This is a genomic window from Niallia taxi, assembly GCF_032818155.1.
Taxonomy (GTDB): domain Bacteria; phylum Bacillota; class Bacilli; order Bacillales; family Cytobacillaceae; genus Niallia; species Niallia taxi_A.
Genome location: NZ_CP102590.1, coordinates 1,006,446 through 1,026,205, shown reverse-complemented (window position 1 = coordinate 1,026,205; position 19,760 = coordinate 1,006,446). Strand labels below are relative to the sequence as shown.

At 38.6% G+C, this 19,760-nt stretch carries 18 protein-coding genes and 1 riboswitch; of the genes, 3 read left to right on the top strand and 15 right to left on the bottom strand.

From position 1 onward, the window contains the following. Positions 1-90 precede the first annotated feature (90 nt). Positions 91-1,317: an MFS transporter gene (locus NQZ71_RS24175; RefSeq protein ID WP_317011913.1), complete on the bottom strand. Its 1,227-nt coding sequence runs from the start codon at positions 1,315-1,317 to the stop codon at positions 91-93. A gap of 118 nt (positions 1,318-1,435) precedes the next feature. Here NQZ71_RS24175 and NQZ71_RS24170 point away from each other — a divergent pair, with 118 nt between their 5' ends. Continuing rightward, positions 1,436-2,320, top strand: coding sequence for a LysR family transcriptional regulator (locus NQZ71_RS24170; protein ID WP_317011912.1), 885 nt, complete (start codon positions 1,436-1,438; stop codon positions 2,318-2,320). 179 nt (positions 2,321-2,499) lie between these two features. Here NQZ71_RS24170 and NQZ71_RS24165 read toward each other — a convergent pair whose 3' ends face one another. From NQZ71_RS24165 to NQZ71_RS24150, 4 genes are read right to left on the bottom strand one after another with little or no spacing between them, the layout of a single operon-like run. Next, positions 2,500-3,702, bottom strand: a complete 1,203-nt coding sequence (locus tag NQZ71_RS24165; protein WP_317011911.1) for a M20 family metallopeptidase — start codon at positions 3,700-3,702, stop codon at positions 2,500-2,502. A 12-nt stretch (positions 3,703-3,714) separates the two neighbouring features. Then, positions 3,715-4,572, bottom strand: a complete 858-nt coding sequence (locus NQZ71_RS24160; RefSeq protein WP_317011909.1) for a MetQ/NlpA family ABC transporter substrate-binding protein — start codon at positions 4,570-4,572, stop codon at positions 3,715-3,717. 32 nt (positions 4,573-4,604) lie between these two features. Then, positions 4,605-5,267 carry a methionine ABC transporter permease gene (locus NQZ71_RS24155; protein WP_144457639.1) on the bottom strand — a complete coding sequence of 221 codons (663 nt, stop codon included), beginning with the start codon at positions 5,265-5,267 and terminating at the stop codon, positions 4,605-4,607. Beyond that, positions 5,264-6,283 carry a methionine ABC transporter ATP-binding protein gene (locus NQZ71_RS24150; RefSeq protein ID WP_144457641.1) on the bottom strand — a complete coding sequence of 340 codons (1,020 nt, stop codon included), beginning with the start codon at positions 6,281-6,283 and terminating at the stop codon, positions 5,264-5,266. Before NQZ71_RS24150 ends, NQZ71_RS24155 begins: the two co-directional genes overlap by 4 nt. 98 nt (positions 6,284-6,381) lie before the next feature. Further along, positions 6,382-6,490, bottom strand: a riboswitch (SAM riboswitch). Between the two features lie 336 nt (positions 6,491-6,826). On the opposite strand from NQZ71_RS24150, the gene NQZ71_RS24145 reads away from it, so the two are divergent. Beyond that, entirely contained in the window at positions 6,827-7,024 is a 198-nt protein-coding gene (locus tag NQZ71_RS24145; RefSeq protein ID WP_144457643.1) for a MerR family transcriptional regulator, read from the top strand. 59 nt (positions 7,025-7,083) lie between these two features. Here the strand turns inward: NQZ71_RS24145 and NQZ71_RS24140 are convergent, their stop codons facing one another. The 4 genes from NQZ71_RS24140 to NQZ71_RS24125 all read right to left on the bottom strand — a co-directional run bounded on the left by NQZ71_RS24140 (position 7,084) and on the right by NQZ71_RS24125 (position 11,994). After that, positions 7,084-8,511, bottom strand: a complete 1,428-nt coding sequence (locus NQZ71_RS24140) for a sugar porter family MFS transporter (RefSeq protein ID WP_317011908.1) — start codon at positions 8,509-8,511, stop codon at positions 7,084-7,086. 155 nt (positions 8,512-8,666) lie between these two features. Next, positions 8,667-9,872: a Gfo/Idh/MocA family protein gene (locus NQZ71_RS24135; protein WP_275008630.1), complete on the bottom strand. Its 1,206-nt coding sequence runs from the start codon at positions 9,870-9,872 to the stop codon at positions 8,667-8,669. A 61-nt stretch (positions 9,873-9,933) separates the two neighbouring features. Further along, entirely contained in the window at positions 9,934-10,875 is a 942-nt protein-coding gene (locus NQZ71_RS24130) for a sugar phosphate isomerase/epimerase family protein (RefSeq protein WP_317011907.1), read from the bottom strand. A gap of 207 nt (positions 10,876-11,082) precedes the next feature. Then, on the bottom strand, positions 11,083-11,994 hold the full coding sequence (locus NQZ71_RS24125) for an AraC family transcriptional regulator (protein WP_260054989.1): 912 nt from the start codon (positions 11,992-11,994) through the stop codon (positions 11,083-11,085). A gap of 431 nt (positions 11,995-12,425) precedes the next feature. Between NQZ71_RS24125 and NQZ71_RS24120 the strand changes: the two genes are divergently transcribed. Further along, positions 12,426-13,406, top strand: a complete 981-nt coding sequence (locus NQZ71_RS24120; protein ID WP_144457653.1) for an aldo/keto reductase — start codon at positions 12,426-12,428, stop codon at positions 13,404-13,406. Between the two features lie 48 nt (positions 13,407-13,454). On the opposite strand, the gene NQZ71_RS24115 is transcribed toward NQZ71_RS24120, so the two are convergent. The 6 genes from NQZ71_RS24115 to NQZ71_RS24090 form a co-directional block, all read right to left on the bottom strand. Continuing rightward, a complete protein-coding gene (locus tag NQZ71_RS24115) occupies positions 13,455-14,675 on the bottom strand; it encodes an MFS transporter (RefSeq protein WP_144457655.1) in 1,221 nt (406 codons plus the stop codon). A gap of 318 nt (positions 14,676-14,993) precedes the next feature. Continuing rightward, complete coding sequence (locus NQZ71_RS24110) at positions 14,994-15,572, bottom strand: CBO0543 family protein (protein WP_317011906.1); 579 nt, start codon at positions 15,570-15,572, stop codon at positions 14,994-14,996. A gap of 176 nt (positions 15,573-15,748) precedes the next feature. Further along, positions 15,749-16,549: a DUF817 domain-containing protein gene (locus NQZ71_RS24105; protein WP_317011905.1), complete on the bottom strand. Its 801-nt coding sequence runs from the start codon at positions 16,547-16,549 to the stop codon at positions 15,749-15,751. Between the two features lie 34 nt (positions 16,550-16,583). Next, on the bottom strand, positions 16,584-16,805 hold the full coding sequence (locus tag NQZ71_RS24100; protein ID WP_144457660.1) for a helix-turn-helix domain-containing protein: 222 nt from the start codon (positions 16,803-16,805) through the stop codon (positions 16,584-16,586). A 10-nt stretch (positions 16,806-16,815) separates the two neighbouring features. Further along, positions 16,816-17,298: a DUF2975 domain-containing protein gene (locus NQZ71_RS24095; protein WP_260054986.1), complete on the bottom strand. Its 483-nt coding sequence runs from the start codon at positions 17,296-17,298 to the stop codon at positions 16,816-16,818. Positions 17,299-17,445: 147 nt separating this feature from the next. Next, positions 17,446-19,668: an RNA degradosome polyphosphate kinase gene (locus NQZ71_RS24090; RefSeq protein WP_275008627.1), complete on the bottom strand. Its 2,223-nt coding sequence runs from the start codon at positions 19,666-19,668 to the stop codon at positions 17,446-17,448. Positions 19,669-19,760 lie beyond the last annotated feature (92 nt).

Here is a 19,760-nt window from a genome sequence, read left to right as displayed (position 1 = left end):
TAAGGAAGCTGTGGCAAATATATTTCTGTTTATGGCAGAAGGTATCCCTTTTTTGTGTTAAGTTAGGATTTTGTCTCAGCCTCAGCCTCCTTACTTATCTATTTGCAGATGTTTTGTTTTCTTAATTGGCTGCTGTCTGATTCCTGTAATCTTAAGAAGCACTGCAGCAAGAATAATACCTAGAATGGAAAAGGCAATAACCATTGAGACTACTCCACTCCAGCCAATAGATGTCCAAAACACTCCACCAAGTGTTCCGCCGACACTTGAGCCAGCATAATACAGGAATAAGTACAGCGAAGATGCTTGGGCTTTATTATTTACTGCTCTTTGACTGACCCAGCCACTTGCAATCGAATGGCCTCCGAAGAAACCGAATGTTGTCATGCCTAAGCCGATAATTTTACCTAGTAAACTCTCATTAATCGTAAGTAAGGCTCCTGCTATAATAAGCACAAGATTCATTAGCAGAATATATTGACGTCCATAGCGGTCTACTAGTCTGCCAATCCAAATCGAACTGAACATCCCGATAACAAATAATAGGAAAATCCAGCTCACCACGCCTTGCTGCAGCGAATAAGGTTCACTTGTCAGCACATAGCCAATATAATTGAACAGTGCTACGTTACCTCCAAGCAGCAAAAACCCTAATCCAAACAAACATAACAGGCCTGGGTCCTTTAAATGAGCAGTTAATGACTTGCCGAGATTATATATTCCGAAGCTTTTTGCATTAAAATTGTGCGAGGGTCTTAGCGTTAAAGCAAAAATAACGGTAGCTGCAATACTAATAATCCCAACAGCACCTATCGCAATATGCCAGCCAAAATAATGACTCAGGATTCCTGAAATAATTCTCCCACCCATTGCTCCTATAGCATTGCCGCTAATATAAAGTCCCATCGCTTTTCCTAAGCTAACAGATTCCACTTCTTCTCCCAGATATGCCATTGCAACAGACGGCACTCCTGCCAAAACAATTCCTGTTAAAATCCTCAAAAAAAGCAAAACATGAAAATTATCAGTGATGGCAGTCAATAAGCATAGAATGGAAGCTATAAGCATCGAATAAACCATAGTAGGCTTTCGTCCCCATACTTCAGACAATGACCCAAAAAGCAGCATACTAACCGCTAAGCAAATCGTCGAAAGTGATAAAGCTAAGCTAGCCATTGTTGCAGAAAGCTGAAATTCTGAAGCAAGGTCCTGCATCAATGGTTGAACACAATACAGAATGGCAAAAGTGTTGAAGCCTGCCGCAAAAAAAGCAAAGCTTGTTTTACGAAATATCGGTGTACCGTATTTTATGGCCATTACAAAAGTACATCTCCTTCTAATGTTTTCGACTTAATGTTATCATCTGTCAATTATGATGTATAATTCATAATAATAATAATATTAATGCATTAATGTAATAAGGAGAGAAGCCGAAATGGAATGGCAACAATTTGAATACTTCCGAACGCTTGCCCAAATGGAGCATGTGACAAAAGCAGCCGAAGCACTTTGCATTACACAGCCTGCCTTAAGTCGGTCGATTGCCCGCTTTGAAGAAGAGATAGGTGCTCCATTATTTGAACGACAAGGACGTTCAATCAGACTTAATAAGTATGGAAAGCTGTTTTTACAGCGTGTTGACATTATGATGAAGGAATTTGAACTTGGTAAAAAGGAAATACAGGAATTTCTAGAGCCTGGACGAGGGGCCGTTTCCTTTGGTTTTTTGCATACATTAAGTACGAATTTAATCCCAGATGTAATTGCAGCTTTCCGCTGCAAATTTCCCAATATTAATATCACCTTAAAGCAAAGCCCCTCACACTCCCTACTGGATGATATGCAAAAAGGAGAATTAGATTTTTGTCTAGTAAGTCCGATTGAATTACTTACACCAATCGAATGGACGAAGCTTTTTAGTGAACAGCTATTTGTTTATGTACCTAAAACACATATGCTTGCTGAGCATGCTAGCATCGATTTGCACCTGTTAGCAGAAGAACCGTTCATTCTGTTAAAGCAGGGCTATGCACTGCGGATATTAACAGAGGAAATGTTACAGGAAAAAGGAATACAGCCTAAGATAGCTTTTGAAGGGGATGAAGCAGACACTATTGCAGGTTTAGTCGCAGCAGGATTAGGCATTTCCATCCTGCCAGATATGAAAGGAACCGACATGAATAACATTGTCAAGATAACCATTAATCCTCCTGAATATGAAAGAATTATTGCTTTAGCTTGGGTTGATGGACGTTATCTTTCCCCTGCTGCCTTACAGTTTAAAGGCTTTATTTTCGATTATTTTGCAGAGGGTAACTAATACTAGAATCAAAAAAAAGCGCACCTTCTATAACGGTGCGCTTAAAAGAAATAATAATATGATGATGGATCCAATTGAAATGAGAATGGACGATATCCTCACTATGAGTATATGATTCATCGTATTTTAAGAAACGGCATTTACCTAAGCTCTATGTCTTTTCTTAAAGCTATTAGCTGTTAGTTGTTTTTTGCCGCTTTAGCTGTATCAAATGCCTTATTAACTTGACGAAGCAGCACAGAATCCTTCAGCAGACGGTAGCCTGTTGCCGCCAATGCCTTTGCTCCGCTAATAATTGCCTTATCGCCAACTTCTGAACGTGCAGACTCTCTGAATTCATTTGTGTGTGCAATTAAATCATCTGGCCCAATTTTAATATGGCCGTGAGCTGTCGGAACTTCATAGCTAATATTACCAGCATCTGTTGACCCTTTTCCAGTCGCTTTTTCTAACGAAACTTTTTCGCCAACTGCTTCTAGCTCCCCTTTTAAAATATCATCCAATACGTCATTTAGCACAAAATCCTTCACTTCATTTTGGAATCTTTCTACTTTAACAGTCGCTCCAGTTGCGAGTGCAGCACCATCAGCAATAGCACGGACCTTTAATGACACTTCTTCTGCTTTTTTCCATGCTTCAGCCCTAATAAAGAAGCGTGCTGAAGCATATTCAGGAACAATATTAGGAGCATCTCCGCCATGTGTAATAATTCCATGTATTCTTACATCATCTGTGAGGTGCTGTCGTAGTGCGTTAATACCATTGAAAAGCTGGATGACCGCATCTAATGCATTAATACCTTTTTCAGGTGAGCCTGCAGCATGTGCTGCTTTTCCGTAGAAATGAAAATCTAAAGGATCAACAGCAAGTGTTTCACTCGTCAAGGATGTTTTTCCAGCAGGATGCAGCATTAATGCAACGTCAACATCCTTTAAATAGCCATGCTTTACAAAGCTGCCCTTTGCACTGCCATTTGGTCCGCCTTCTTCTGCAGGAGTTCCTAATACAAGAACACGCCCCCCTGTTTCTGCAAGTGTTTCTGCAAGTGCGATTCCTGCAGCTGTGCTTGTTGTACCAATGATATTATGACCGCACGCATGCCCAAGACCTGGAAGAGCATCATATTCTGCAAGGAAAGCGATAGTTGGTCCAGATACTCCGCTGTCCTTCACTGCATAAAAGGAAGTTTCATGCCCAGCTACTGCCTTTTCTACCGTAAATCCTGCGCTCTCCAATAAATTTCCTAAGGATTCACTTGCAAAAAACTCTTGATTGCCGATTTCAGGTCTGGCATGTATTGCTTGACTTGTTTGTACATAAAGATCCTTTTTGCTCTCAACGGAATTATTAATTACATCTAAACCTGTATCCACTTTGCTCATGCTAATACCCTCCTATAGTCCTTTAAATTGTTTTACTAGCTCTTCCTTCGGTGTATCAACTACGATGGAGCCACCGTTTGTATCTGCTTCTACTGCTTTTATCATGTCTGCCTCATGGTATAGCTCCACAATGCGCTTATATGTTTCATTGTCTGCATCCTCTGATCGTGCCGCAAAAACATTTACATATGGTAGAACACTTTCATCATCTGCATCTTCTAAGTAAATTGGATCCTTAACTGGGTCAAACCCTGCCTGGCCTGCAACACCGTTGTTAATGACAGATGCTGCTACATCTGGAAGAAGGCGTGGAGTCTGCTGTGCAACAACTGGATAAATATCTAGGTCTTTTGGATTTTCAACAATTTTAGTAGGATCACCGAAAAGTCCAAAGTCATCTGAAAGTTTGATTAAGCCTGCTGATTCAAGAAGCTTTAATGCACGCGCCTGATTTGATGGGTCATCAGGAATAGCAATTTTATCGCCTTTTTTCAATTCTTTAATATCCTTGATTTTTTCCGAGTAAATACCCATAGGAGCAATAACTGTAGCACCAATTGGTTCTAAATCTGCATTATTTTCTTTGGCAAACTGACTAAGGAAGGCAATATGCTGGAATGAGTTAATATCAATCTCCTTGTTCGCTAGTGCTTGGTTTGGAAGTGTATAATCAGAGAACTCCACTAGTTCAATATCAATTCCCTCTTTTTTCGCTTTTTCTTTTAAAAGTGGCCATACTTCACCATCTGTGCCGGTTACACCAATTTTTACTTTCACTGTTTTTGAATCGCCTGAAGCTGATTCATTTCCGCATGCTGCAAGAGCCCAAACTGCAAGTAATACAATAAATAATTTCGCTAATTTTTTCATGTTCTTTTCCCCTCTTCATTTTCTGTTTTTTGTTATCTGCGCATTATTTTTCTAGATAATGTATTGCCTATCCATTGCGCTATCTGCACAAGCAATATTAAGATGATGACTGTCACCAGCATGACACTGCCATCAAACCGTTGATAGCCATATGTCATTGCAACATAGCCTAATCCGCCGCCGCCGACAGTTCCTGCCATTGCGGAGAAATCTATTAAGCTAATAGTTACAAAGGTTAATCCGAGAATAAGCGGACCCAGTGCTTCTGGTATTAACACAGTAAAGATGATTTGGAACGGGCTTGCACCCATTGCTTTTGCTGCTTCAATTACACCTGGATCAATGCTAATAAGATTATTTTCAACTACCCTTGCTATACCAAATGATGCAGCTATTGTCATTGGAAAGATCGCTGCCCATGTGCCAATTGTTGTACCAATAACTGACCGAGTAAGAGGACTAATTGCAACAAGGAAAATAATAAATGGAATAGGCCTGATAATATTAATAAGTAAATTCAGCAATCGGAAAACTAGTTTATTTTCCAAAATATTGCCTTTTCTTGTAACAAATAAAAGTAATCCAATCAAAATACCCAGAATTGAACCAAAAATCAAAGTCATGATGACCATTAAAATGGTTTCGCCTGTCGAATCTACAATTCGCGGCCAAAACGTTGCCCAATCGACCTTCATCCTATAAGCACCTCCTCAATAGAGACTTCCTTTTCTAATTCAGCTATAACTGTATGGATAGCTGATGCTTCTCCTTCAAAAGAGACTAATAAATTTCCAAAAAACTTTTCTTGCAGCTCTTGCACAGAACCATACACTATATTGACATCCACATTATTCTTTCGTGAAATTTGTGATAGTAATGGCCTATTTGCCAGCTCTCCCTTAAAAATGACTCGATACAGATTCTTACCACCACTCTGTTGCCATTGCTGAAGCAAGGATTCTGACGGACGATCCTGTTGTACAGATTGAATGAATCTTTTTGTCGTCGGATGCTGCGGGTCTGTAAAAGTCTCAAATACATTACCTGATTCAATGACTTCCCCATTCTCCATAACAGCAACTCTGTCACAAATCGTTTGAATAACATTCATTTCATGTGTGATCAGCAATATCGTAATTCCTAAATCCTTGTTTACTTTTTTTAGCAGACGCAATATTTCATTTGTCGTATCAGGATCCAAAGCCGAAGTTGCTTCATCACATATCAGTATATCTGGAGAATTCGCAAGTGCCCTTGCGATGCCGACCCTTTGCTTCTGCCCGCCAGACAGCTGTTCAGGATAATCGTTCGCTTTATCTGTCAATCCAACAAATTGTAATAACTCATCGACTCTTGCCTTGATTTCTCCCTTTGGCTTGCCTGCAAGCTTTAAAGGATAGGCGATGTTGCCTGCTACTGTTCTTGAAGTAAATAAGTTAAAGTTCTGAAAAATCATGCCGATCCGTCTTCTTAGCTTACGCACCTCTTTTGCACTAAAGCTTGATAAATCCTCGCCTTGAATACTAATGGAGCCGTTTGACGGACTTTCAAGTAAGTTTACAAGTCTCAGCAATGTGCTTTTACCAGCACCACTAAAGCCGATAATCCCAAATATTTCTCCTTTCTGAATGGTTAAGGAAACGTCTTTAACAGCTTCCACTCTTCTTTTTCCCAATACAAATGTCTTAGCCACTTGGCTGAATTCTATCAAGCTCCTTCACTCTCCTCTTGCTTCATAAACAACAAAAAACCCTCTTTTTTTTCTATATCCAGAAGAAAAAAAAGAGGGTTTTCATATAAAATCCTCAATTCTCATCTTTCAAATGTGTAAAACACATTTGCAGGAATTAGCACGGTGTTAATTAAACCCGTTGCCGAAACGTCATAGGGCCTGTCCCTCGGTTTCTCTGGATAAGAAATGATTTATTCGGTTTTGTTTTGTTAAGATTTGATTATTACTATATTGCTGTTTTTGAAGATTGTCAACAGCACTTTCAAAAAAAGTTTAAGAAATTAGTGAAAACAAAAGATAAAAATAAGAAAACTAAAAGGAATAGAATTCCCTGTTTACTGCTTATATATCAACGGTTAATTATAGTAAAACGGTTGTCTTTTTTTTCACTTTTACAGCTAGTTAAAAAAGATTATATTTTTTTTATTAGGGTATTTATATAGCAACCTTTCTTAGAGAAGTACCTTCAACTGATTTCTCCTTATCAAAATTTAAGGAGGCATTTGTAGGAGGTGATTTCCCTTGAGAAAGGCAGTTGGAATACAAAGTTTAGTAGCTTACCTTCAATCGGTAAACTATCCCTTATCCGAAGAAACAGTGCAGAAATTGATTGCGGCAAAGCGCATTCCGCATCAGCGTTTACTTGGCAAAACAATTATTTTCAACCTAGACTATATTGATTCTTGGATAAAAACAGCAGAGAACAATCAGAAAGAATAATATTGCATCTGGAAAAGGGCCCTGTACTGCAGAGCTCTTTTTCCTCTTTACACTCACTATTAACTAGCACTCTTGCTTTTAAAAATCCCTTCAATTTCCTCCAATGATAGTCCCCTTGTCTCTGGCAGCTTTTTGCCTACAAATATCACACCGATAATCGCAAACAAGGCAAATAAGAAAAACGTTGCAGAAAGACCAATACCAGCAAGCAAAATAGGGAAGAACAGCCCGACTAAGAAATTACACAGCCATAAAAACAGTACTGCCATCCCCATACCGACACCGCGCAAGCGCATTGGGAAAATTTCAGCAAGGATTAGCCAAACTAATGGAGCAATAGCTCCTTGGAAAAAGGCTAGGTAAATAACTGTCATTGATAAAACGATGTATGGAAGAATGGGAGAGCCTGCTAGAAAATGTGCGGATGTACCAATTGATATTAGTGCAATTGTTACCCCAACCAAGCCTGTAAGCAGCATCGGTCTTCTATTGACTTTATTTAATAAGGACATGCCAACAATAACAGCTATGACAGCAATCAAGCAATTTGCCACGTTTGCGATTAAAGCTGTTTTTGTGCCAAAACCAGCGTTTTCAAGGATTTGAGTTCCATAGTACATAATAGAGTTAATACCGACTAACTGGGAAATAGAGCCTAGTACAATGCCTAATAACACAATCCTGCGAATCCAAGGTATGCCTAAATCTTTAAAGCTCATTTTTTCTTGCTTCTGTTCTTTTGAGAGGTTTGCTTGAATTTCCTGCAATTCCTGCTGGGCAATTCTTTCTGAGCGGATACGATTAAGGACTTTCAGTGCTTCTCCCATTTTGCCCTTTGATGCAAGCCATCTAGGACTTTCTGGTAAAATAAGGACACCAATCCACAAGGCAATTGCTGGCAATGTAGCAATGACGAGCATATAACGCCATACATGTCCTGTATCTCCAAATATATTGCCGATTAATGCATTAAATATATAGGCGAGAAATTGCCCTGTTACGATCATTAATTCATTTTGAGTAACGAGCCGCCCCCGTTTATCTGAAGGAGCCATTTCAGCCAAGTAGGAGGGAATGACGACAGAAGAACCACCGACAGCAAGACCTAACAAAAAGCGGAAGCCGACCATTACAGATATATTTGGAGCGATAACACAACCGGCTGCTGAAAAGAAAAAAAGTACGGCAAGATATAATATGACCTTCCTGCGTCCTTTTGTATCTGACAATTTTCCGCCAAAAATAGAACCGAAGGCAGCTCCTAACACTAATGAGCTTGCTACAAGCCCTTCTGTGAAAGGTGTAAGATTTAATTGATCTGCTTGAGCCATAAAGGGCAGAGCACCGTTGATTACACCTGTATCATACCCAAATAACAGTCCGCCAAAAGTCGAAACGATTGTTATTAGCTTCAGAAATTTTTTCGGGTCCTTTTGTTCGGGACGATTTGCTTGAACTGGTTGTTCAGAAATATTTGCATTTCCCATACTTGACTACCCCTTTATACAATATTGGATAATGCCATTTGTAAATTTCCTGCTGAGGACCTAACAATTATTAAATGAAGCGCTTTCATTAATAGACTAATGAAATCGATTTCTTCCTCAGGGACCAGTTCTTATGATGACCCTGAGGATAGTCATTATTTTGTGGAGGATAATTCTTTATTTGCCTCAAATTCTACCCAAACTGCACCATTGTCGGCAGATCGGACACAATTTTCAATCCAGCGGATCCCTGCAATTCCAGCATCAATATCTGGGTATACCAAGTTGCTTAATGCTTCTTCATCCTTGCGGTTTTTCGCATCAATAGCAATTGCAAATTTCAGGTAAATATTTGCCCAGGACTCAGAAAGACCTTCCTGATGAAGTGCACCTAATCGCTCATCCGCCATGCAGGCTTCATCCAAGTAAGGCATTGCACGTATAAGGGTTTGAATCGACTCACCTTGAACTTCATACCTTAGCTCATTAGGCTTGCTGTCCCACCATTCTAGGCTTGCTTTCGTTCCAACTATTCTGATTCGGTGGCCATCCATACAGCCTGCATTAATCGAGGATGTCCAAAGCCTGCCTACAGCTCCGTTTTCATACTGCATCATTACAAAAGCATTATCTTCAAGTGGAGCACGACTTTCAATAAAGCTTTGACGATCACATAGCAGCCTTTTAATTTTCATTTCTGGCATGATTAATTGAGACATATAGTAAGTATGTGTAGACAGATCTCCTAAAACAAAGCTTGGTCCTGCAACCTTCGGATCAATGCGCCATTTTTGGGCATCGCTCGTTTTGTCCGACTTGTCATTGGAATTAAAACCATGTGTATATTGCAAGTCAACAACACGAATATCGCCAATTTTTCCTTGTTCAATCATCGCTCTCATTTGCAGAAGCATCTGATTTCCAGAGAATCCATATGTTACCCCGACTATTTTGTCTTTTTTCTTAGCAAGTGCTTTAATTTTTTCTCCTTCCTCAGAAGTGAAAAATAATGGCTTTTCACAAATAACATGTAAGCCTGCTTCTAGTGCTGCCTTGCATATTTCATAATGTGTGCCATTTGGAGTTGCGATGGAAACTACCTCGATCCCATCCTCTCTTAGTGCCTCACTAGCAAACATTGTTTTATAGTCAGGGTAACAGCGACCTTCTGAAACCCCAATATTTACGCCGAAATCCTTGCCTCTCTCCGGCTCAATATCAAATGCCCCTGCAACTAATTGAAAAGCTGTATTATCACGCAATGCTCCAATTCTGTGTTTGTAGCCGACTTGGCCAAGCCGCCCTCCGCCAACCATTGCCCAGCGTAACGGTCTTGCAATTCTTCTCTCTCCATTCAACATGTGGCACACTCCTTTTTATCCGAATTTTCCGATTTTATATTACAAAGACATTGAAAAAGAATTAGAAACTAAGTGTTTGCTTTAATGCATCAATCGAGGTTTTTATACCTGCTTCCACTGACATAGTTAAATCTTCCATCTCTAACGAAACGTCTCCATCATATCCCATCATCTTCACAACAGAGAAAAACTCCTTCCACCATTGCAAGTCTTGCCCACAGCCTACTGCTACATAGTTCCAAGCTCTGTTAGCAACATCCGTGATTTCTTTCGTTTCCAAAATGCCATTAACACCAGATAAATGTCTCTCTATCCTTACATCTTTACCATGAACATGATGGATTGCCTCTTTCAATTCTCTCGCTGCCAAAATTGGATCTGCTCCCATCCATATTAGATGGCTTGGATCAAGATTCAACCCTACCATTGGTCCGACAGCATCCCGCAGTCTGAAGAGTGTTTGCGGGTTATACACTAATTGGGAACTAAAATTTTCTAAAGCAATTTTTTCAATACCACAAGCTTCGGCTTTTTTTACAAGCTCTTTCCAATATGGAATCGCTACTTCGTTCCATTGGTAATCTAAGATTTCCTTTAGCACAGGCGGCCAGCTAACCGTATACGTTATCCAGTTAGGAATTTTATCTTCAGGGCTTCCTGCAGGCAGTCCGCTCATCATAATGACCTTTTTCACTCCTAGCAGTTCTGCAAGCTCCATCGTTTTATCTGTAATTTCTCTGTGCTGTTTCCCTAGTTCTCCTGGATCCAATGGGTTCCCAGAGCAATTTAATGCACATAATCTGATATTGCGCTTTGCTAGACTATTTAAGAAATCCGCTCTTTTTTGCTCACTTTGTAATAGTTCATCTAATCTTAAATGCGGTGCAGGAGACCATCCTCCTGTTGTCATTTCTATTGTATCAATTCCTAGCTCTGACACTTGATCAAGCATTTCCTCAAAAGGCAGATGTGCTAGACTGTCTGTTACATAAGATAATTTCATCGATTTCTCCTCCTCTATTAAATCAACTTCTATTGAATCCGTTTACATTCAGCGGAAAATACCGCCTGCTTTAAAAAGATTATTACGTTGTCTACGTATGTAATTATATTAAAAACGCCTAGATTAGTATTTAAATTTTGGAGACATCTTTTTATACTTTGAAGACATCTTTTATTGATCACAAAAAAACCTCCAGAAGGCTGGAGGTCATTTATCAGAATATGTTGTTGTATGTATATCAATAAACATGGTCCGAAACCGGCCTGGTGAGGTTTGCATCATGGTAGTGAATACTCTAGTGAAATACTGGACATTCATGAAACCAGTTTCTTCCGCAATTTCTTTTAATGATAAGTCACTTCTTTTTAGCAGCATGCTTGCCTTTTTTATTCTCTCATCTTGAACATATTTAGAGTAGCTTACCCCTAATTCTGTCATAAAAATCCTCGATAAGTGCCTGCCTGAGATATGAAGATGGCGCGCTACCTCTGTCAGCTTTAAGCAGTTGGAAAGATTATCGTGAATATATAATCGAGCTTGAGTAAGTAAAAAAGAATGCTGTTCAGGATCATGCTTATGATTATTATTTCTATTTAAGTCAGAAACAAAGTCTTGAAGAATAGAGATAATAAGGGAGCCAGCGATATTAGTTAGCATTTCTTCAAAAAAATGTTGCTTATGCCTTGTCGCCTGTATAAGCAAAGACTTCCATAATAGCTCTGTTTCTGTTTCACTATTATTATATAAAACAACCTTCTCACATTTTTCTGCTGATTCCATAATTTGAACCCAGCTTTCATTTGACTCTGAATCAATCAGTTCAAAGGCAACATAAAGCAGTGACAGGCCATGCTCGCTTTTTATTTGATGTAGTACTCCTGGTCTTGATAAAAAGATTGTGTTTTTTTGAAGAATGTAACTGGATTGTTCATCCATATAAGTGCCTTCTCCGTCGACAACAAAACAAACTTCAAAAAAAGAATGCTTATGCAGTTGATTGTCATAATGCCTCGGCATAACGCCCCAATAGTGAACATGAAAGCTTGCGCCACTTTGGTTTATGCGATGAACAAAATCATTCAGTGAAATTTTTCCGGACAGATATTTCGTCAAATCCACCAAATCACTCCTCTCCATTAACCAAGATGTATAATTAAATCATTTCCAATATCTTCATATTGAATTATAAAAGAATACGCTTACAATAACAAGCTTACTAGTTTGCAACATGACGGGATATATTACCTATTTTTGTAAGCAAATCACTATCTACTACTATGAAAATTCTCTTGGATTAAACCTGTCGAAGGAGTTTAAATTGGTAGTCAACCTGACCCTTTAACAACAATTCAGCGAATGACTAATTTGCCGCTAAAGGTATATGCAAACTAACGGAGTTCAAGGCAGCAGGAGCTTTTTCGCTGTGTTTGTTATTAAATTGCGAGGATTAGGCAAACACTTGATAGGAATAAGCTAAAGACTCCTTCCTTCTTTATGACATAATGAACACAGCACGTATTAGTGGCTAATTTATCTAGGGAGGATGCTACATGGAGTATGTAAAGCTTGGTAATACAGGATTAGATGTGTCTCGATTATGTCTTGGATGTATGGGTTTTGGTGATGCAGGTAAATGGCTGCATCAATGGGTGCTGAACGAAGAGAACTCACGCCCTGTTATCAAAAAAGCGCTTGAAATGGGAATTAATTTTTTTGATACAGCAAATGTATACTCTCTTGGTTCAAGTGAAGAATACCTTGGTCGTGCATTAAAGGAATATGCAAATCGTGATGAGGTTGTCATTGCAACTAAGGTCCATGGAAAAATGCATACAGGTCCTAATGGTTCTGGACTTTCCCGCAAAGCCATAATGAGTGAAATCGATAAAAGCCTTAACAGATTAGGAACTGATTACGTAGATCTATATATTATCCATCGCTGGGATGATAACACTCCTATTGAAGAAACAATGGAAGCACTGCATGATGTGGTGAAAGCAGGGAAAGCACGGTATATTGGTGCTTCTGCCATGTTTGCTTGGCAATTTCAAAAAGCATTGCATACTGCAGAAAAACATGGGTGGACAAAGTTTGTGTCCATGCAGAACCATCTAAATTTAATTTACCGGGAGGAAGAACGAGAAATGCTCCCACTTTGTAAGGAGGAAAATATCGCTGTCACACCATACAGTCCCCTTGCATCAGGGCGGTTAACGCGTGACTTATCTGTAACAACACATCGCTCTGAGACAGATCAAATCCAGAAATCTAAATATGATGCGACGTCAGAGGCTGATCGCTTAGTAATAGAGCGTGTGGCAGCATTAGCAGACAAGCACGGTGTCCTTCGCACCAATATTGCACTTGCATGGCTGTTGCAAAAGGAACAGGTTACAGCTCCTATCATTGGTGCAACAAAATTATCTCATCTTGAGGATGCTGCTGGTGCCTTGTCATTTAAACTGACATCAGATGAAATAGCCTTCCTTGAAGAGCCCTATATACCACATTCAATCGTCGGTCATAGCTAATCAAGCAAAAAAAACCGCCATTCTCAAAATGAGGATGGCGGTTTTTGATTATACTGCTTTTGATAAAGAGTTTACTGCTTGTCCATTCCCTTTTCCTTTTTGCAAGCTGATCATCGCTACAAAGGAAATGCAATAAAGCAGTGCTAAATATCCCATTGCTGTTGCTACGTTTGAATGCTGTAAAATATACCCTACTAATATCGGAGATAAGCCGCCTAAGGCTCTCCCAAAATTGAATATCGTATTTGTAGCCGTACTGCGTATTTCTACTGGATAATACTTGCTTATTAATGCCCCATACCCTGCAAACATTCCATTTGAGAAGAAGCCAACGATTGCTCCACCTACTAACAGACCAATGCTTCCAGACGCATAGGAGTATAAGAACACTGCAATTGCTGAAGCGAATAAGAAGATTCCGTAAGAGCGTTTCATGCCAAGGCGATCAATAATTTGTCCAAATGTCAGCATACCTGCAATCATTCCAGCAGCAGTGCTAATTGTCCAAAGGGCAGAGCTCGATACGGACAATCCTTGAGATTGCTGAAGCATCGATGGAAGCCAAATCATTAAGCCGTTATATCCTGCGATTTGTACTGTGGCCATTACTGCCAACGCAACAGTTGTTGCTGTAATTCTCGGAGTTGCAAACAATTGCTTTAATTTGCCTTCTTTCTTTTGTGCAGGCTGTTTTTTCTGTTGGGACGCAACCCATTCTGGCGATTCGTCCAGTTTTTTACGAACAATAAACGCGAAAATTACCGGTGCTAAACCTACGAAAAACAACCCTCTCCATCCCCATGCAGGAAGGATCATCGCACTGAGCAATGCTGCTAAAATAACACCATACTGTGCACCGACACTAACATAGGAAGACGCACGTCCTTGTTTATTCTTTGGCCATGCTTCTGCAACAAGCGCCATACCGATGCCGTATTCTCCGCCTGCTCCTAATCCTGCAATAAATCTAAAGATGTATACTTGCTCAATATTTTGTGCAAGCCCGGTTAAGGCTGTTCCTACTGCAAACAGTAAAATGGTGTAAGTAAAAACTTTTACTCTTCCAAATTTATCTGCTAAAATCCCGAAAATTACTCCTCCAGCTAGCATTCCTATATTGGTAATAGATGAAATAAGTCCTCCTGCAGTCATACCGATATGAAAATCTGCAATAATCAACGACATTGCAAAGGAAATAAACATAATGTCCATACCCTCTAATGTTAATCCAGCTACTGATGCAACTACTGTTTTTTTGCGATAATCCAATGTTGTCATTCTCCTTTCAAGCCTCACAGGACTTAATTAAAGTATAGTTATAAAAAATACCCTTTCATCCAAAGGACAAAAGGGTATACTTAGACATATATAATATGTCTGACCGCTCTTTCGCCTTTTTGGACTCTCTGGACCAGATTAAAGGGAATTAATTTTAACTAATAGTATCATGCTCTATTAACTTCTGACAATCTTTTTTTTACAGACGTATTTTTATTAGTTTATCTCATACAGCACTTCAAACCTTTATAAATCAGCTTTATGACTATATGAATAATTTAATAAGTATAAAATAAATATACGAAAGCATTATTTAAAGACGGTTACTCCCACATATACACCTGCGAAAAAAATGGTTGTAATAAATATTACGTGTAAGACGATCCATGCCCATGCACCATAACGAAAGAGTGATGCCTTTAGCGGATTTCTTCTTTCAGGGGGAATGATTTTCCCGCCTAACATTTCAAACAACAAATAGTTTATCCACCATAACGTATAGCTGTCCCATAAATCCCACTCTGGTTCAAATTTAAATAAAACAGAGTATTTCAGTATTACTTCCCCTAAAACTCCTAAATGGACAATTCCCCAATAAAAAGGAATTTTCCATATCCATTGCTCAGGGCTGTACCTGATTCCAAATAAAGCGATAAATGGAAACAACGTCGATACAAGCAATATTGGGGTTATAAAAATATCCTCTAGTAAATAGTTGTAAAAAGTATAGAACCCTATATACGTTAACGCAAAACATAATAGGTTACCTGAAATCGCACTGATGATAAAAATCAGACCGTAACGCTTCCAGTCAAACCGTATAATAGATAAGCAACCTATAGCAGAGAGGATAATAACAGCAGTACATGCATATGTATGAAAAACCATCGCAAACACCTTCACCCATTCTAAAATTTTGTAGATTCCCTCCAATATTTATCCAAATTTATCTTGCCCTTCCAGCTAAATTTCATGATAAAAAACCTATGTTTCATCAATTTATACGAATCAACTTTCCAAAAACACTAAAAAAAGCAATATTCACATGTTGCTTTTCCATCCACTTATTCCGTTATTTTTCCTTTCAACTGCTTTAATGTCGCGACAATTAGAAAGCTGACAATCACTAATAACAGCCATGAGCTTACCTTCCCAAAATGTACGAGACTCCAAGCTTCGGCTTGATTTGGATATTGCCAAGCTCCGAAGAATGTCGCGATATTTTCGGCTACCCAGATAAAAAATCCAATCAGCACAAAAGAAAGCGATAGCGGCATCTTATGCCGTATTCCATCGACCTCATATGTTACCCATGATTTCCAAAAAATGATAATCACCAACCCGGATAACCACCAGCGCAGGTCTATCCAATAATGATGTGTAAAGAAATTCAGGTAAATGGCAGCAGCAAGTGGAACAACTGCAATAAATGGTGGCCATTTAACTAGCTCTACCTTCAGTCTCCTCCATGCCTGACAAAGAAAACTTGCTACGCTTGCATACATAAACCCACTGTACAATGGAACACCAAAGAATTTTGTAAATCCTTCCTCTGGATAGGACCAGGAGCTCATATGTACTTTAAACAGTTCGAGAGCAAGTCCGATTATGTGGAATAACGTAATAACCTTTAATTCATCCTTCGTTTCCAAACCAGACATTACCATCAGCCATTGCATGAAAAGACAAATGAGAAGCAGCCAATCATACCGAGGCAATAACGGAAGCGGTATATACTGTGTAATTGCTAAAGAGGCGAAGATAACGACTGGAAACAAGCAAGACAAAGCCTGCTCCCACCCAAACACAAGCAATTGTTTTATAGATGATTTATAGCTCCGTTTTACCAATGATGATGTATTCATGGCAAAGCCTCCTATTAGTTTAGTTCATAACCTATTACTCTTCTGTCACATCTTCATCTTTGTATTCTAAAATATCGCCAGGCTGGCAATCGAGAGCCTTGCAAATCGCATCTAAAGTTGATAAGCGAATTGCTTTTGCCTTGCCGTTTTTCAATATCGACAAATTAGCCATTGTTATGCCAACCCTTTCTGAAAGCTCTGTTACACTCATCTTCCGTTTAGCCAGCATTACATCAACATTTATTATTATCGCCATTGTTTTCACCTCAGACCGTTAGATCATTTTCTGATTTTATTTCAATAGCTTCTTGTAAAAGCCTCTGAAGCACTGCTGCGAATACCGCAATTATCATAGAAGCAAAGATGATTACCAAACCAATAATAATAACTCCAGGCGCATCATCTGCATCAGCCATGAAATAAAAGAGCGGCATTGCGATAACAAACAGTCCACTAATGATAATTGCGCAGTATTTAATTACCTTTAAAGCTTTCACAGATAACTCCGAAAAGGCTTTATTCTTGTCGATAAAAATTAGCAGCTTGAATGCTTGATAAAGCGCAATAAAAAAAGGAATGGCAGAAACATAAAAAAAGCTAATAACAAGATATTTTATATAAGTTATATTTGAAAGCAGCTCTCCTGCATATCTCCCAATTTCTGGAACAACAAAGACACATAATGCCAAAATGGGTAGACCAATAAAAATAACAGCTATCTTTAAAAACAGCGTGGACACTTGGTTCACAAAAATACACCTCACTCATTAATTATGTGTTTAATTTACCACAAGTTTTATCGTTTTACAATAAATTAATATTGTTTTTAAATTTATTTTTATTGTTTAATCAGTAAAAAAGCATTCCTTCTATTCGAAGGAATGCTCGGTAAAAGATTATTTTTTAAATATAGGAACAAAGGCTTTAAGGCGAAACAAAGAGAATTCTGTAAAATTAAAGAATTTAGATTTTTTAACTGAATTCAAGTTTGCTGTCATTAGTTTCGTTCTATATTGGATTGCTTCTTCACAGAGTATTTTTTGACTGTTTATCTGTTTCTGGTTATCGTTTCTCTGTATATAACGATATCTTCCATTACTGTCCTGTTCACGTGCTTTACAGTTATCTTTCAGCATTAAAAGCAAACAGTCATGAATTCTATCTTTTATATGTTTTTCTAATATTGGGAAAAGTATTTCCACACGATTTTCCATGTTTCTTGTCATCCAATCAGCCGAAGATAAAGATACATTCTCTGCACCGTTTTGATGAAAATAAAAGATTCTCGTATGTTCTAAGAATGCTCCCACAATGCTTCGAACTCTTATATTTTCACTGACCCCTTTAATACCAGGTTTTAAGCAGCAAACTCCTCTGATGATAAGATCGATCTTTACTCCAGCAATCGATGCTTCATATAATTTCTTAATAATTATTTTATCTGTCAAGGAGTTCATTTTTGCTATGATTCTACCATTCTGATGCTTTTTATGATAGTCCATTTCCTTATCAATTAACTCAATAAACGTATCACGAATTCCAAATGGTGAGACAGATAAATGTTCATAGGACGGTCTTTCCATATACCCGCTCAAATAATTAAAGAAATTAATCGCGTCAGTGCCTATTTTTTCATTACATGTCAGCAATCCCATGTCTGTGTAGATTCTTGCCGTGGCATCATTGTAATTGCCTGTCCCTAAATGGACATAACTTTGAACCCTGCCTTTTTCTCTGCGGATAACGAGCGTAATTTTGCTATGTGTTTTCAAATAGGTCATCCCATAAATTACATGACAGCCAGCTTGCTCCAATTCCCTCGCCCATTGAACATTATTTTCCTCATCAAACCGCGCCTTTAGCTCAACTAAAACCGTTACCTGCTTGCCGTTCTCTGCTGCTCGTTTAAGACTTTCAATAATCGGGGAATCACCGCTCACTCTGTACAAGGTTTGCTTAATTGCCAATACATTTTCATCATCTGCTGCCTGTGACATGAATTCTATAACTGGTTCGAATGACTCATATGGATGATGCAGCAAAACGTCCTGCTTTGCAATCTTCTCGAATATAGTTCCTTCCCCTTCCAAGTCGATTGGCGGCTGTGGAATAAATGTTCTTGCTGCAATATGCTCATGTGTTGCTTCGATTTTTTTGCAAAACGAAAACAGGAATGTTAAGTCTAAAGGAGCTTGTACATCAAAAACGTCTTTTGAATGAATTTCAAGCACCTGTCTAAGGTAATCAATCACCTCTTGACTGCTGTGCTGCTGCTGATATTCTAAGCGGACTGCTGCTCCCCTTTTCCGCTTCTTCAATTCTTCCTCAATTTCCTGCAGTAAATCTTCTGCTTCATCCTCATGTATTGTTAAGTCAGCATTACGGGTGATCCGAAATGATGTCACAGATTTCACTTTAAATCCTGTAAATAACTTCTCAATAAAACGAGAAATAACTTCTTCTAACAAAACAAATTTTCTTTCCTGCCCCTTTTGTGGAATCTCTACAAAACGGCCAATTACTGCAGGAACTTGCACAATCACTAAATTGCCATCAAGTTCTAATTCCTTCCTTTTTTCTAACGATTTTTCTTCGATAACTACCGCTAAGTTTAAGGATTTATTTAACAGCATTGGGAAGGGACGATACGCGTCTATTGCCATTGGAGTCAACACCGGGTAAACTTGTTCATCAAAAAAGTTTTCCAAAATCGACATTTCCTTCGAGGAAATCTCATCGATGGAAATGATGCGTACGCCTTCTTCTTCTAATAAGCTGGACAAATCACTGTATATTTTATCTTGACTTTTTACTAGCAAACGCGCTTTTTCAGAAATAGCACTCAACTGTTCTTTAGGAGTAAGCCCCGCCTTATTCTCAGGTTTATTAAACCCAGCCTTCACTTGATCCAGGAGTCCAGCAACACGTACCATGAAAAACTCATCCAGATTTGAACTAAAAATTGATAAAAATTTATACCTTTCCAATAAGGCATTTTGGTCATCCACCGCTTCTTCAAGCACTCGACTATTGAAATCGAGCCAGCTTAACTCTCGATTATTGTAATAGGAAGGATTATCTAAATTAACGGTGTTCCAATTCTCTTGATGAGTTTGCATTATTACATCCCCTTAACGATTATTGCTAATATTCTATTAATAGCATAACATGTGTACATCTGATTACTTTGTAAAATTTTTGTAAATTTTTG